This is a genomic window from Serratia sp. CY74737, from assembly GCF_052166775.1.
GTDB classification, from domain to species: Bacteria; Pseudomonadota; Gammaproteobacteria; order Enterobacterales; family Enterobacteriaceae; genus Serratia; species Serratia ureilytica.
The window spans coordinates 175806-190883 of sequence record NZ_JBJNOF010000002.1 but is presented as its reverse complement, the minus strand read 5'-3'; the positions used below and the strand labels follow the sequence as shown (position 1 = coordinate 190883).

Annotated in this window: 13 protein-coding genes; 9 read left to right on the top strand and 4 right to left on the bottom strand. The window is 58.8% G+C overall.

Annotated features, from left to right (window positions below; translation table 11 throughout):
- Window positions 1-58: 58 nt before the first annotated feature.
- The 3 genes from ACJ8PE_RS02850 to ACJ8PE_RS02840 are packed head-to-tail and all read left to right on the top strand — an operon-like array spanning window position 59 to window position 3480.
- Entirely contained in the window at window positions 59-2617 is a 2559-nt protein-coding gene (locus ACJ8PE_RS02850) for a type VI secretion system Vgr family protein (RefSeq protein WP_197761269.1), read from the top strand.
- Entirely contained in the window at window positions 2568-3107 is a 540-nt protein-coding gene (locus tag ACJ8PE_RS02845; RefSeq protein WP_127554720.1) for a hypothetical protein, read from the top strand. The genes ACJ8PE_RS02850 and ACJ8PE_RS02845 overlap by 50 nt, the downstream gene beginning before the upstream one ends.
- Before the next feature lie 22 nt (window positions 3108-3129).
- Window positions 3130-3480 (top strand): hypothetical protein, encoded by a 351-nt coding sequence (locus tag ACJ8PE_RS02840; protein ID WP_232095015.1) that lies wholly within the window; start codon window positions 3130-3132, stop codon window positions 3478-3480.
- A 110-nt stretch (window positions 3481-3590) separates the two neighbouring features.
- Here ACJ8PE_RS02840 and sbmC read toward each other — a convergent pair whose 3' ends face one another.
- Window positions 3591-4058 carry a DNA gyrase inhibitor SbmC gene (sbmC, locus tag ACJ8PE_RS02835; protein WP_197793614.1) on the bottom strand — a complete coding sequence of 156 codons (468 nt, stop codon included), beginning with the start codon at window positions 4056-4058 and terminating at the stop codon, window positions 3591-3593.
- Window positions 4059-4080: 22 nt separating this feature from the next.
- On the bottom strand, window positions 4081-4923 hold the full coding sequence (kynA, locus tag ACJ8PE_RS02830; RefSeq protein WP_033643569.1) for a tryptophan 2,3-dioxygenase: 843 nt from the start codon (window positions 4921-4923) through the stop codon (window positions 4081-4083).
- 294 nt (window positions 4924-5217) lie between these two features.
- Here kynA and ACJ8PE_RS02825 point away from each other — a divergent pair, with 294 nt between their 5' ends.
- The 4 genes from ACJ8PE_RS02825 to ACJ8PE_RS02810 all read left to right on the top strand — a co-directional run bounded on the left by ACJ8PE_RS02825 (window position 5218) and on the right by ACJ8PE_RS02810 (window position 9009).
- Window positions 5218-6255, top strand: a complete 1038-nt coding sequence (locus ACJ8PE_RS02825) for a LacI family DNA-binding transcriptional regulator (RefSeq protein WP_197793613.1) — start codon at window positions 5218-5220, stop codon at window positions 6253-6255.
- A 269-nt stretch (window positions 6256-6524) separates the two neighbouring features.
- Window positions 6525-7760: an MFS transporter gene (locus tag ACJ8PE_RS02820; RefSeq protein WP_232092928.1), complete on the top strand. Its 1236-nt coding sequence runs from the start codon at window positions 6525-6527 to the stop codon at window positions 7758-7760.
- A 21-nt stretch (window positions 7761-7781) separates the two neighbouring features.
- Entirely contained in the window at window positions 7782-8546 is a 765-nt protein-coding gene (locus ACJ8PE_RS02815; RefSeq protein ID WP_042784898.1) for an SDR family NAD(P)-dependent oxidoreductase, read from the top strand.
- A 46-nt stretch (window positions 8547-8592) separates the two neighbouring features.
- Window positions 8593-9009, top strand: a complete 417-nt coding sequence (locus ACJ8PE_RS02810; protein ID WP_033643572.1) for an RbsD/FucU domain-containing protein — start codon at window positions 8593-8595, stop codon at window positions 9007-9009.
- Between the two features lie 52 nt (window positions 9010-9061).
- On the opposite strand, the gene ACJ8PE_RS02805 is transcribed toward ACJ8PE_RS02810, so the two are convergent.
- Window positions 9062-10411, bottom strand: a complete 1350-nt coding sequence (locus tag ACJ8PE_RS02805; RefSeq protein ID WP_197793612.1) for a colicin-like pore-forming protein — start codon at window positions 10409-10411, stop codon at window positions 9062-9064.
- Between the two features lie 305 nt (window positions 10412-10716).
- Here ACJ8PE_RS02805 and ACJ8PE_RS02800 point away from each other — a divergent pair, with 305 nt between their 5' ends.
- On the top strand, window positions 10717-11796 hold the full coding sequence (locus tag ACJ8PE_RS02800; protein ID WP_142002630.1) for a transketolase-like TK C-terminal-containing protein: 1080 nt from the start codon (window positions 10717-10719) through the stop codon (window positions 11794-11796).
- Here ACJ8PE_RS02800 and ACJ8PE_RS02795 read toward each other — a convergent pair whose 3' ends face one another.
- Window positions 11797-12234: a MarR family winged helix-turn-helix transcriptional regulator gene (locus ACJ8PE_RS02795; protein WP_033643576.1), complete on the bottom strand. Its 438-nt coding sequence runs from the start codon at window positions 12232-12234 to the stop codon at window positions 11797-11799.
- Between the two features lie 154 nt (window positions 12235-12388).
- Between ACJ8PE_RS02795 and aceE the strand changes: the two genes are divergently transcribed.
- On the top strand, window positions 12389-15064 hold the full coding sequence (aceE, locus tag ACJ8PE_RS02790) for a pyruvate dehydrogenase (acetyl-transferring), homodimeric type (protein WP_197793611.1): 2676 nt from the start codon (window positions 12389-12391) through the stop codon (window positions 15062-15064).
- The last annotated feature ends 14 nt before the right edge of the window (window positions 15065-15078 follow it).

Here is a 15078-nt window from a genome sequence, read left to right as displayed (position 1 = left end):
AAGGCCGCTGCAACGCCGGAGTATGCAGGGCATGACGTCAATCACAGAGGACGTTCTCATGTTGGATCGCATTATTGCGCACACGCCGCTGGGCCAGGAGCAACTGCTGTTTCGCTCGCTGGACGGTATCGAAGCGCTTTCCACTCCTTTCGACTTCTCTATTGAATTGCTGAGCACCGACGCGCGCCTCGATCGCAAAGCGCTGCTCGGCCAACCGCTGACGCTGGAAATTCCGACCCAGGGCTTTCTCAGCGCCCCGCGTTACCTGAACGGTAAGATCACCGCCATCGCCGTCAGCAGCGAAGAGATCGGCGGCACGCGCTACGCGGTGTACAACCTGCACGTGCAGCCGGATCTGTGGCCGATGACCAAAGACCGCAATTTCCGCATCTTCCAGGAACAGACGGTGCCGCAGATCGTCAAGACCCTGCTGGCGGAGCACAACGTGCAGTTGGAAGATCAGCTGACCGGCGACTATCGTCTGTGGGGCTACTGCGTGCAGTACAACGAAAGCAGCTTCAACTTCATCAGCCGCCTAATGGAGCAGGAGGGCATCTATTACTATTTCAAACACGAAATGGGCAAACACACGCTGGTGCTCGGGGACGCCCCCCACCATCACCAGCCCTATCCCGGCTATGAGATGATCCCCTACCACCTGACGCCGTCGGGCGGCAGCACCAGCGAGGAAGGCATCAGCCAGTGGACGTTGTCCGATCGCGTCACGCCGGGCATCTACAGCCTGGACGACTACGATTTCCGCAAACCGAACGCCTGGCTGTTCCAGGCGCGGCAAAACCCGGTCTCGCCGACGCCGGGGCAAATCGACGTTTACGACTGGCCGGGCCGCTATACCGAGCATCAGCAGGGGGAGTTCTACGCCCGCGTGCGCCAGGAAGCCTGGCAGGCCGAACATCAGCAGATCCGAGGCACCGCCACCGCCATGGGCATCGCCCCCGGCAGTACCTTCACGCTGTATAACGCCCCGCATGCCGACGACAATCGCGAATATCTGACGCTGCAGGCCAGCTACCATCTGAAAGAGAATCGCTACGCCAGCGGCGACGATCAGAGCAGCGAACACCGCATCGACTTCATCGTCCTGCCGGCGGACGTGCCCTGGCACCCGCCGCAGCAGGCCACCTGGCCGAAAACCCACGGACCGCAGACCGCCCGGGTGGTCGGCCCGGCCGGCGAATCGATTTGGACCGACAAATACGGCCGCATCAAGGTGAAGTTCCACTGGGATCGCTTCGGGCCGAAAGACGACGGCAGCTCCTGCTGGGTGCGCGTCTCCAGCGCCTGGGCCGGCCAAGGCTACGGCGGGGTGCAGATCCCGCGCGTGAACGACGAAGTGGTGGTGGACTTTATCAACGGCGATCCGGATCGGCCGATCGTCACCGGGCGCGTCTATAACGAAGCCAGCATGCCGCCGTGGGCGCTGCCGGCCGCCGCCACCCAGATGGGCTTTATGAGCCGCACCAAGGACGGCACCGCCGACAACGCCAACGCCCTGCGTTTCGAAGACAAGGCCGGCGCCGAACAAGTGTGGATCCAGGCGGAGCGCAACATGGACACCCAGGTGAAAAACGATGAAAGCCACACCATCGCTAACGACCACACGCATCTGGTGGGCGGTAACCAGATCAAACGGGTGGTGCTCAATCAGGCGACCGGCGTCAAAGGCGAATCCTCCGCGCTGACCGGCAAAACGCGCAGCGACGCCGTGGTCAATGCCTTTACCCTCGGCTCCGGCGAATCGCTGCGGCTCGAGTGCGGCGAAAGCGTGATCGAACTGCTGGCGGACGGCCAAATCAACATCACCGGCACCAGTTTCAATATCACGGTGAAAGAGGATGGCGCGATCAACACTGGCGGCCAGCTGGATCTCAACCAGCCCGGCGGCGCCGCACGCACCGCCGCACCGGGCGGCGGCCATCAGGCGGCGATCCAGAGCGCCGTCGATCAGCTGTTCCCGAACGCGGAGGCGAGTGGTACGCCGGGAAAGCCGGATAACGCCGCCCCTCGGGCGGCGACAGCGGCACCGGCTAAACCGGCTGCCGCTGTAACCCCTTTTGGCAACGAGGTGAATGAGCTGGCGGCAAAGTCACCGACGTTGAGCCGCGATCTAGATAAACTCAAAGCTCAAGGCTGGGGGATTAAACCCGGTACAATGGGAAAAGGAACCTTTGTCGAACGCCAAGATCAAGTGATTGTTATTGATAGCAACCATTTGCATAATCCCCTTGAGACCGTGCAATCCCTCGCTCATGAGAGCGGACATGCTCTCTACACGCCAAAAACGGATCTGACATCTCGTGAGACCTACCTCAACAGTATGTTACGTGATGAAGGGGCCGCAACGCTTAAAAACATTGAGGTTCAACGCGAAATTTTCGCTAATACGGGTACTGACATCGGTATTGCTGGCAACCCTGAAAATCAAGCGGCCTACAATGAAATTTATGAGAATCTAAAGAGTGGTACAAAGACACGGCAACAAGCTGAAGAGAGTATAGGTAGGATTTTTGGCCGAGGGGAACGCACCTCAAACACGGGTGAGCTGTATGAAGACTATTATGGCGGATGGTATGATAAATACGTCTCTAAAAAATAAATTTATTTTATCCACTCTACTCACATCAAGCTTATGTTTTGCACAAGGTGGTAATATGGAAAACACAAATCTATGGGAGTTTATTGAAAAAATTAATCATCAACTTTCTCTTCCCCATCCAAAGTTAGACACACTCATTCCGCAGCCGTTAGACAATTATGATGAGAATGAATATGTTAAATTCTATAGATCTTCCGGATTCTCTATCAGCGCAGATGTAAAAGTCACCCAACTGACATTTAGAACCCACAAGTCATCAGGCAACAAGATAGTTTTACTTTCCATGGATCTTTCCGGTTATTGTATCGAGCTAAAAACGGTCAAAAAGCACTACCCAAACCTGACATTCAGTGACTTTCCTCGGGGCCACTCCGTGGATGAAGTAACCAGCCTTACGACCCCACCTGATGAGCACGGTAAAACGATTACATTTAGTTTTGCGGAAAGAAACCCAGACTGCCTGAGTAAAGTCACATTTAACCTGGAATGAGTTCCCCGTAAAGACGGCTTATATGAACAAAACACTTCTCTTTTTACTGTTTATCACATTCAACACCATGGCGGCCGTCAACTGCAGCACACTAGACCAAGCAGCTCAGACTCACTCAACGCATATTGAAAACTCAAATAATGGGTTCTCTGTTATCGGCAAAGGACGTTTGTATTTTCACTCTGCTCCCGACTTAAGATGTAAAGAAAGTGAGGTATTTATTATACCTAACGATAAGGTCAATGCTTACCTCGACTACCACGGTTACTATTACGTCATGTACTTCAATCGTAAAGGAGAACAAGTTGAGGGATGGGTAGATAGCAACCGACTAAAGGAAAACAATACGGGTATAGGTCCGGTAGAAAAATAAACTTACACTCTCGCTCGCCTGTTCACGTCCCTCTAAATTGAGCGGAATGACAATCACAGGCTGAATCGGCACATCCCATCGATTCAGCCTCTCTTCGCATCACCCTGCTCTCACCACTTCTTCACCGTCTGGTAAATCTCGAGGTCGAAATAGCCGTCGGCCTCGCAGTCGTTGAGATAGTGTTCATAGCTCACCCCCTCAACCGGCTGATAGCCGCTGGCCGGCAGCAGCTTCTGGTAAAACTCGCCCCATACCCGTTCGAAATCGCCATCGCTGATGCGTACGCGGTAAACCGCGTACTGCCCAGCGGGCAGCGTCTGCACGCTCATACCCGCGCTGCCCGTCGGCAGCGCGAAATCGTCCGCCACGCTCATCACCACGTCGGCGCGCAGCTTTTCCGGCGCCACTTCTGCCGGATCGTCCCAGTACAACACCAGCCATTTGCCGAACGGCACGTCGTGACGCTGCCGCCATGCCAGCAGTTGCTGCGAGCCCTGCGGGATGGTCTGCGGATACGGCCCCACCACTCTTACCCCCACCACCTTCTCCGCCGCCTTATCGATAATCCTCACGCTCATCGCCCTTCCCCCTCACAGTGTCTCAGGCACCGATTTCGGTACGCACGTCCAGCAGTTCGGGGAAAAAGGTCAGGTCCAACGCCTTTTTCAGGAAGCTGACGCCGCTGGAACCGCCGGTGCCCGACTTAAAGCCGATGATCCGCTCCACCGTTTTCATATGGCGGAAGCGCCACAGATGGAAACTCTCTTCGATATCCACCAGCTTCTCCGCCATTTCATACGCTTCCCAATAGGTCTGCGGGTTGTCGTAGATCACTTTGAACGCCGGCAGCAGATCCGGGTTGCGCTGATAGGGCTGCGTCCAGTCGCGCTTGAGGCACTCCTGCGGGATCGGCAAACCGTGGCGCGCCAGGTACAGCAAGTATTCGTCGTACAGGCTCGGCGCTTCGAGGATCGCCTTCAGCGCCGCGTGTTTTTCCGCATCGCTGCTGAACACCGCCAGCATGGCGGCATTCTTGTTGCCGAGCAGAAACTCGATCGACCGGTACTGATGCGACTGGAAGCCCGACGAGCTGCCCAACACATCGCGAAACTCAACGTATTCCGACGGCGTCAGCGTTTCCAGCACCGCCCACTGTTCGAACAGCAGCCGCTGGATCTGTTTGACGCGCGCGAGGATTTTGAAACAGTGGCTGAGTTTGTCCTGCTGCACCAGCCGCAGCGCCGCCTGCAGCTCGTGCAGCATCAGTTTCATCCACAGTTCGGAGGTTTGGTGCTGTATCACGAACAGCATTTCGTCATGATGCGGCGGATTGGAGAGCGGGTGCTGGCAGTCCAGCAGTTGGTCCAGGCACAGGTAGTCGCCATAGCTCATGCGTTTGGAAAAATCGGTGACAATCGCGCTTTCTAATTCCCGTTTGTTCATCTGTGATCTCCGTTGCGCCCAGCGCCCCATCGGCCTGGAACGTGCCGCAAAGAGAAAACAATAGTACAGAACCCGCCGCCCCGAAGGGCGATAAACGAGAGATGCTTCGCAGATCTCACTCATCCGCGTCACCCCATGGCCGCCGCCCTTTGCTGTTTAGTAAACAACCAGCCCTGCGCCTGACGACTCTCACAAATGCGCGATCCCGTGCGGGTTTCGCCCCGGTTGCGGCTTGCCTGCGCCCGCCTTCCCTTATAGATTGCAGGCTAACGGCAGGCAGCAAGGGATCGGCAAATGGCAAATATTCGTGATGTCGCGCGGTTGGCCGGCGTGTCCATCAGCAGCGTGTCGAACCTGCTGAATAATCGCAACCACCAGATGAGCGCACAGACCCGTCAGCGCATCGAACAGGCGATGGACACCCTGGGCTATCGTCCGGCGCGCACCGCAGTGAACCTCACGCCACAGGCGAAGATCATCGGCCTGCTGCTGCCGTCGATCGTTAACCCGAGTTTTTCGGCGCTGGCGCACGCCGTCGACAGCGCGGCGCGCGCTCACCGCTACCGCGTCTTGCTCGGCAACGCCTACCGGCAGGAACAGGAGGAAGCCGCGTTTATCGACGATATGTTTCTGCATGGCGTGCGCGGCATCATCGTGGCGGCGAGCGACATCCGCCAGACCCATTTTGTCCGGGCGGCCGAGCGGGGCATGAAGATCGTCAGCTATGACAGCCCGTTCGCCGAGCCGATGGTCGCCGACAGCCGGTTGTTCGACAGCGTGTCGATGGACAATCTCGCCGCCGGGCGTCTGGCCGCGCAGCACCTGCTCGAACGCGGCTGCCGACATATCGTGTTCGCCACCGAAGCGGCGCTGACCGTGGGGCGCAGCCACAAGATCGACGGTTTTCTGAGTGCGCTGGGGCACAACTTGAGCGAACGCCAACGGGTGATCGAAGGTAAAGCCACCAGCGCCTACGGCGACACGGAGATGTTCGAATTGGGGCTGACGCTGGCATCCCGCATCCTCGCGCTGACGCCGCGCCCGGACGGCATCGTGGCGATTAACGATGCGCTGGGCATCGGGCTGATGGTGGGGCTGCGCGCCGCCGGCGTCCAGGTGCCAGCAGAGATTTCGGTGGTCGGCATCGACAATATCGCGCTTGCCGGCCTGGCCGAACCGGGGTTGACGTCGATCGGCCCACCGCTGGCCGAGATGGCGCAGCTGATGGTCGAACGCCTGATCGGCCACATCAACAATGATTCGCAACCGCCCGGCGAGTTTCTCTTCCCGCCGACGGTCATCAGCCGGCGTTCCGTCAAAACCGCCGGTTAATACGGTAAAAACGGCTTACCCAGGCGATGCGCAGCCGGCATCGTCCGGATCGGCGCAGCCAAAATCAGAAAAAACAGCGTCGTCGCAATAAATAAACGGTGCGACGCTTTATGCACGCAACGTCGTTATTCAGCACGCCGCTCATGACTTTGGGCCGGGCCGCTATTATTCCGATTAACCACATGGGAAAAACCATGATGAAAAAAACAATGCCAAAGGATATTGAACGCAGTGCCATCAGGAAATTGACGCTGCATATTGTCCCCCTCATGATCTTGTTGTATTTCCTGGCCTTTCTCGACCGCAACAATATGGCCTACGCCGCCAAAGCGTTGGAAGATAATCTGGGATTGACCGCCTCGGCTTTCGGCTTCGCTTCCGGAATTTTCTTTATCGGCTATTTCCTGTTTGAAATACCCAGCAACGCCGGCACCATTAAATTCGGCCCGCGCATCTGGTTCGCCAGAATATTAATTTCCTGGGGCATCTTCGCAACCCTGCTCGGTTTTGTGCGCACGCCGCTGGAGCTGTATATTTGCCGTTTTATGCTGGGCGTGTGCGAAGCCGGTTTCTTTCCCTCGGTGGTGTATTATTTCACGGTCTTCTTCCCGGAAAAATACCGCACCAAAATTCTCGGCATGTTCATCATCGTCCAGCCGCTGTCCAACGCGGTCGGCTCGCCGATTTCCGGCTTTATTCTCAATATTCAGCATGACTGGTTCGGCTTCGCCCCCTGGCAGCTGCTGTTCATCCTCGAAGGGCTGCCGCCGATCGTCATCGGCCTGCTGATCCCCTTCCTGATCAAGAACTCGCCCAAGGACGTCGGTTATCTGAACGTGGAGGAAAAAGCCTGGCTGATGAGCAACGCCGGCCGCTCCAAATCCGGCTCAAAAATCACGCTGGGCGACTTCCTCAAGGGCATTAAAAACAGAAAGTACCTGCTCTACGCGCTGCTCAACTTCGGCATGGTATGCGGCATTTACGGCTTCGGCACCTGGCTGCCGTCGATCATCAGCGCCATTTCCGGCAGCGATATCTTTCGCGTCAGCCTGCTGGCGCTCATTCCCTACGGCCTGGCCGCGCTGCTGGTGTATCCGTGGAGCCTGTGGGCCAGCAAAACCAAAAAGCTCGGCATGTTCGCCGGCCTCAGCATGGTGCTTGCCGCCATCGGCCTGATGGGGGCGGTGACGTTTTTTAAATACGACCCGCTCGTCGCGCTGTCATTCCTGTGCATTGCCGCCATCGGCATCTACACCGCCGTGCCGCCGTTCTTATCCATGCCCGCCAATATCTCCACCGGCGCGGCCGCGGCCGCCGGGCTGGCGGTAGTGAGCTGCATCGGCAATATCGGCGGTTTTGTCGCCCCCTATGCGGTGGGCGTGCTGAACGATCTGACCGGCAGCAGCGCGCCGGGGCTGTTTTTCCTGGCTTCGTGCCTGCTGGCCACCGGTTTGATCTGCATTTTCTACTGCGCCAAACAGCGTGAAGGCGTCATCAATTCTTAACGAACCAATAAGGAGTCAATCATGGGCGATCTTGCGGGCAAAAAGGTCTTTATCACCGGGGCGGAACAGGGCATCGGCCGCGCCACCGCAGAGCGGCTGATCAAGGCCGGGTGCGACATCTATTTTCACTACCACAGCGACGAAAGCGGCCCCAAGGCGCTGGTGGCGCTGGCCCATTCACTCGGACAAAAGGCCGCCTACGGCTACGCCGATCTCATCGACACCGACGAAACGCTGCGCTGCGTCTCGGCCGGCGCCGAGTTTCTCGGCGGCATCGATATTCTGATCAATAACGTCGGCGGCATCGTCGGGCGCAAATGGCTGGGCGAGATCGATCGCGCCTTCTGGCAAACCGTGATCGACGTAAACATGACCACCATGCTGAACGTGACCCAGAGCGCGCTGCCGCACCTGAAGGCGGCGCCGAACGGCGCCAGCATCATCAATCTGGCCTCGCTGGCCGGCCGCGCCGGCGGGCACGCCGGCTCGCTGGTCTATTCCGCCACCAAGGGCGCGGTGCTCACCTGGACGCGCTCGCTGGCGGCGGAGCTGGGCGAGCACGGCATCCGGGTGAACGCGGTGGCGCCCGGCCTGATCCTCGGCACCCGCTTTCATAATCGCCACACCACCCAGGCATCGGCGGAGGAAACCGTTCGCGCCATCCCACTGGGCCGCGCAGGCACGCCGGACGACGTGGCCCGGGCCATCGCCTTCCTGGCGGCGGAATACGACGGCTTCATCTCCGGCGCCACTCTCGACATCAACGGCGGCATCTTCCGCATGTAGTTCAGCTGCGGGCGGCACGGCCGCTCCCCTATTCAGGAATCGCTTTATGATCAAATCCGCCATCACTCACCCGCCGCTGCTCGCCGCGCTGGCGCAATGCGGGCATAAAACCCAGGTGCTGATCGCCGACGGCAATTACGCCTGCGTGACGCACGCGCCGAAAGACGCCACCGTGGTCTATCTGAACCTGGCGCCCGGCACGCTCGCCGCACCGCCAATCCTGGAAAAACTGCTGGCCTGCATCAACGTGGAAAGCGCGGCGCTGATGGCCTGCCCGCCCGACTTCACCAACACTATCGAAGCCGAATACCGGCAACTGCTGCCAGAACATTGCCCGATCGAGCACCTGCCGCGCGAGGCGTTTTACGCCGCGGTCAAATCGGATCGGACGCTGCTGGTGATCGCCTCCGGCGAACGGCGCCGCTTCGCCAATCTGCTGCTGACGGTGGCGCCGGTGGTGTGAAAGAGGTAGAGAGTGTGAGGGATAAAATGAGGGGGCCAGCCCCCTCATGCCGTTACAGGTCAGCGACCCACTTCTCCAGCTCCCCCGCACGTTCCGCATCGATATAGCTGGTGGCCCAGCCAAACAGGTAAGCGAAGGCGAAAATGCCCACCGTCGACGACACCAGCGTCGGCGCGAAAAACGCGGCGATAGCGGAAAGCGTATACCCTGCGCCGATCGACAACCCGAGCGCTTCGAGCTGGTTGCGGAACGCTTTCCAGTTGCCGGTTGAGAAACCTTCAATCGCGGCGTTTACCAGATCCGCGCCCTTGATCGCCCAGTCCACCCCGGTGAAGACCTTGCCCAATACCCGCGCATTGCGGGCATACTGTTCCGCATCGATCATTTTCAGCCAGGCGACAATCGCCGCTTTGTCCTGCGCCTTGAGCTTTTTGTTCAGGCCCTTCGTCAATTGCTCGTAGGTTTTCTCCGCATCTTGCACGTTGCGGATATATTTTCCTTGAATTCCCGCCTCCAAATCCTTGGCGAGTTTGGCGTATTTCGCGCCGATCTTTTCCGCAATATCTTTATTGATACCTGCGGCCAGGCTGACGCCATCCTTGATGGCTTTTAATTCCGCATTTTGATATTCGACGAATTCCTTAACGATCGTTTTTACCGAGCCGGGCGATTTTACCGGCTTGCCGTTGGCATATTTCACCTCCATGGCATTCAGGTTATCCCCTCTCACCACGGCGATAAACGCGGGCCGGTTCTTATTGGCCTTGTAGTAGAGGTTGTAGGTCGCCACTCCGTCTTGCTTTTCCACCTTCAAATGATGAAAACCGTAGTAACTCCCGGTCGTGCGGGTCGTCGAGAATTCGCCGGTTTTGCCGTTGCCATGCCAGCCGCTGACGGGCCGATCGCGATGCGAGTCTGTCATGAAACTGCCTAACGAAGAGGCGCCGATCTGCCCGGCATTCAGGCCATTGTTGCCGCCTTTGCCAGGGGGTGAGGGCTTGCGCGCATGGCCGGTTTCGATATCCCCGATCGCCACTGTCACCCCCTTGGCGTTGACCCCCATCACCAGCCCCCCCAGGCCAATGTGCTTCGCCTGCTCGGCCGTCAAACCGGTGGCGGAAAGGCTCAGCGTGCCGGATGGGCTGACGCTTTCAATATGCAATTTCGCATCCGGGTTAATTCTGCGCGCCGCCTTAATCACCGCCTCCAGCTTCATGCGCAGCGCCGGATCGTTTTGGATCGCCGCTATCTGTTGCTGTTCCGGGCTGTTGCCAACGCCGGCGCCGCCGCGATCGCGATCGCCGGAATGGCCTTTATCTCCGCCCCCCGGCTCAGGGCCCGTACCGCGTTCAGAACTCCAGTTAGTCCCATCTCCTTTACCACCATAATTAAATCCAGGCATATGCTTTCATCCTTATTTCGTTTTATTTTTAAGATGCCGATATTCTCGTTTAACGCGGATTGACACGCGCATTATCCCTATCGGCAAACCGTTTTTAGCTGCCCGTCATTTATAAAAAACCGCAGAAATAAGGACAACGGATTGCGGCTGTCTGGTCGGTGAAACAAATAGGATCGCGTCTGCAGAACCTGAATATATCGCCGCGGGTCACGCCTGGATGGCTGCGACCTGTTCAGAAGTCATTGGCACACGCCATGAATTGCAATTACAATCATCGCACTTGCAACTTAAAGGGAATGCTCCGCATGTCGCCTCAACGTATAACAATGCCTGCCGCCTCCGCCAGGACCAGAACCCTGGCCGAAGCCTGTATCCGCAAGATGGCCTCCGTCAGCCAGAACGCCGGCGCGGCGCTTCCCTCTTCCACCGCCTGGACGGCGGAAGCCTTGAGCGAACTAAACGCCAGTGGCAACATCTGGCTCATCGACGGCCGAAGGCGCGCCGAACCGCCGAGCTCCCGCTACGCCACCGCCTGGCCGCTCTGGTTTGGCCATCAATCAGAACGTTATGAGAAACCGTTGTTTTACGTCGTCAACACCCCTTCGGTGGACATGCTCCGAGGGCTTGAGCCGGAAACCAATCGCAAGGGGATTTTCATCAGCGATGCGGATACCGGCAGTACCGACTTGCCGAAAGGCGTGCAGGCCTGGTTCCCGCTCCAGCTCACCGCCATGCCGGACTGGCTGCCTTTCGATCCGGCCAATGCCCGGGAAACCGGCGCGATACTCCATCACGCCCTGCACGCGCTCTATCTGGAGGGAACGAGAAAGATGGTGTATCTCGCGACCAACGCAGACAATGATGCCCCCGCTTCCGGTGAGCCGTTTGTCGCAGAGCAGGCGTTCAAGGGGATGTATCGTGTCGCGGCGGCGGCGGACTCGCCGTTGCAGGTTCGCCTGTGCGGCGCAGGCAGAGCGCTCGCCCGCGTTCAGCAGGCGGCTGAGGTGTTGAAAAATTGGGGCATCGCGGCCGAAATCTGGAGCTGCCCCAGCTACACGCGGTTGGCGCAGGATGCCGAACTCGCCGACATGCAGCGCCAGGACAGCGGCGGCGAATGCCATCTGAAAACGTGTCTGGGCGCCGGGAATGCCCCCGTCGTCGCTGTCACCGACTATTCGCATCTGCTCGCCAACCAGCTCAAGCGGTTCATTCCCGCACGCTTTGCCGCGGTGGGTTCGGATTCTCGCACCCGGGGCGAAATTCACTATCCGCAGGCGGAATGGATTGCGCTATGTGCCCTCAAACTGCTGGCCGACGAGCAGAAAATTCCCTCGACGCTGATCGCCGATGCGCTGCGCGTTCTGCACATCACGCCCGATGCCTGATCACGCTCTGGCCAGCTGCATCGCATTGTCCAACGCGTCGGAGAAGCGTGCGATCTCTTCTTCGCTGAACTGATTGAGAAAGTGGGTTTTGACCACCGCGCGGTAGATCTCCCACATTTTTTTCCGCAGGGCCTTGCCTTCCTCGGTGATGGTGGCGAAGGAGGCCCGACGGTCGTCATCCGAACGGAAACGCGTGACCAGCCGCTCTTTTTCCAGGCGATCCATCAGGCGGGTCAGGTTATAACGCTCAATCACCAACACGTCCGCCAGTTCATGCATGCGACGCGTGCCGTTTTCCCCGCTTTCCAATCCCCATAACACGTCATACCAGGCGTACGCCGGCAGCCCCGCCTCCGACAATTGCGTTTCTATCTTTTTGATGATTGCCCGGTGCGCGCGCACGAAGGAGAACCACAGGTCGGGTTGTTTATCTGTCATGTCAGTTTTCTCGTCAAAAGCGGTGAGTTGCAATTGCAATTGTAAAGGGATAGAGTGGCCTTCGCCATTATTGCATTTGCAACTCTTGCATATGCAATTCAATAAATTCCTGTATCGCTCAGCGCCTTATCAGGTAAGTACATTTGGAGCTTTTATGAACCAACCCGCGGTAAAAGCAGATCTTGACCCACAAGAGACGGCTGAATGGCTTGAGGCATTTGAAGGTGTCGCCGACATCGACGGCCGTGAACGCGCGCATTTTTTGTTGGAAAGAATGGCCGAAGCCGATCAGCGAAAACACGGCGATTTCTTCAGCATGGTCACCACGCCGTACGTGAATACGATCCCGGTCTATAAGCAGCCGACGTATCCCGGCGATCTGGCCGCGGAAGCGCGCATCAATGCGTTTATTCGCTGGAACGCCATGGCGATGGTGCTGCGCGCCGGCAAACATTCCAACGTCGGTGGACACATCGCCACCTACCAGTCGGCCGCGGTGCTTTACGACGTGGGATTCACGCACTTTTTCCGCGGACGCACCGATGAGTTTGCCGGTGACATGGTGTATATCCAGGGTCACTCCGCCCCCGGCATTTACGGCCGCGCCTATCTCGAAGGCCGCATCGACGAGGAGCAGCTCGACAACTTTCGCCGCGAATCCGCGCGCCGCGGCCTTTCTTCCTATCCGCACCCCAGGCTGATGCCGGATTTCTGGCAATATCCCACCGTTTCGATGGGGCTGGGGCCGCTGACCGCCGCCTATCAGGCACGCTATATGCGCTATCTGGAATACCGCGGGTTGAAACCGCATCAGGGGAGAAAGGTGTGGGCGTTTCTCGGCGACGGCGAGATGGATCAACCGGAATCGCTGGCGGCAATTGCGCTGGGCGGGCGAGAAAAGCTCGATAACCTGATCTTCGTCGTGAACTGCAATCTGCAGCGGCTGGATGGTCCCGTGCGCGGCAACGGCAAGATCATTCAGGAACTGGAAGGCACCTTCAAAGCCGCCGGCTGGCAGGTGATCAAAGTGATCTGGGGCAGCGGCTGGGACAAACTCCTGCAAAAAGATCGCTCCGGGCTGCTGATGCAGCGCATGATGGAGTGCGTCGACGGCGATTACCAGACCTTCAAGTCGCAAAGCGGCGCCTATGTGCGGGAGCATTTCTTCGGCAAGTACCCGGAGTTGCTCGCGCTGGTCGCCGATCTGAGCGACGATGAGATCTGGGCGCTGCACCGCGGCGGCCACGATCCGCAAAAGGTGTACGCCGCCTACCATCAGGCGATGCATACCCCGGGCAGGCCGACGGTGGTATTGGCCAAAACGGTCAAAGGGTTCGGCATGGGAGAAGCCGGTGAAGGGCAGAACATCAACCATCAGCTGAAAAAAATGAGCCAGGATGCGGTGAAAGCCTTCCGCGATCGTTTGGGGTTGACGCTCCCCGATGCGCAGCTGGAAGCGATCCCTTATCTGAAGCCCGAGCCCGACAGCGCGGCGGCGAAGTACATCACCGCGACGCGCACCGCGCTGGGCGGCTACATCCCCGCCCGCTTCGGCCAATCCGCCCCGCTGGCGATACCGGCGTTATCGCGCTTCGACAGTCTCCTTAAGGGCAGCGGCGAGCGCAACATGTCAACCACCATGGCCTTCGTCAATATCCTCGGCGCGCTGCTCAAAGACCCCAACATCGGCAAACTGATCGTGCCCATCGTGCCAGACGAGTCGCGCACGTTCGGCATGGAAGGCCTGTTCCGCCAGATTGGCATCCATTCCTGGCTCGGCCAGCTGTATACCCCGCAGGATGCCGGGCAGCTCAGCTACTATAAAGAGGCCAAAGACGGCCAGATTTTGCAGGAAGGCATCAACGAATCCGGCGCGATATCGACCTGGATCGCCGCCGGCACCGCCTACAGCAACCACGATGTCGCGACGATCCCGTTCTATATCTTCTACTCCATGTTCGGGCTGCAACGGGTGGGCGATCTCGCCTGGGCGGCGGCCGACGCGCGCACCAAGGGTTTCCTGCTCGGCGCCACCTCCGGCAGAACCACCCTGATGGGCGAAGGCTTGCAGCATGACGACGGCCACAGCCACGTGCTGTCTTCCGTGATCCCCAGCTGCGTCTCCTACGATCCGACCTATGCCTATGAACTCGCAGTGATCGTTCAGAGCGGCATGCGCAGGATGTTCGTTGAGCAAGAGGATATTTACTACTACATCACCTTGCTCAATGAGGGATACCCGCAGCCGCCGATGCCGGCGGGCGTAGAGGACGGGATTATCCAGGGGGCGTATTTGCTCAAACAGAGCGCAGCGACAACCCAAGAGAGCCCGCGCGCTCAGTTGGTCGCCAGCGGCGCCATCATGCGCGAGGCGCTGGCGGCGGCGGAGCTGTTGGCCGTGGACTTTGGCGTCGCCAGCGATATCTGGAGCGCCACCAGCCTGAGCGAGCTGCGCCGCAACGGCATGGCGGCCGAACGCTGGAACCTGCTGCATCCGGAAGATCCGCCGAAAGTCCCTTATATCCAAAGCCTGCTGGCGGCGCATCCCGGCCCGGTGGTGGTAGCGACGGACTATATGAAGATCGTCGGCGATCAGATCAAACCGTTCTTGCCCGACCGCACCTTTATCGCCTTGGGCACCGACGGCTTTGGCCGCTCGGACACCCGCGAGGCGCTGCGTGAGTTCTTCGAGGTCAACCGCCATTTCATCGCGCTCGCCGCGTTGAAACTGCTGGCAGACGAAGGCCGTATCGCCCGCAGCGAGGTCAACCGCGCCATGGCGCTGTACGGCATCGCCCCCGATAAGCCGGATCCGGCGGCGGTGAAGTAACACTCAGCCTACCC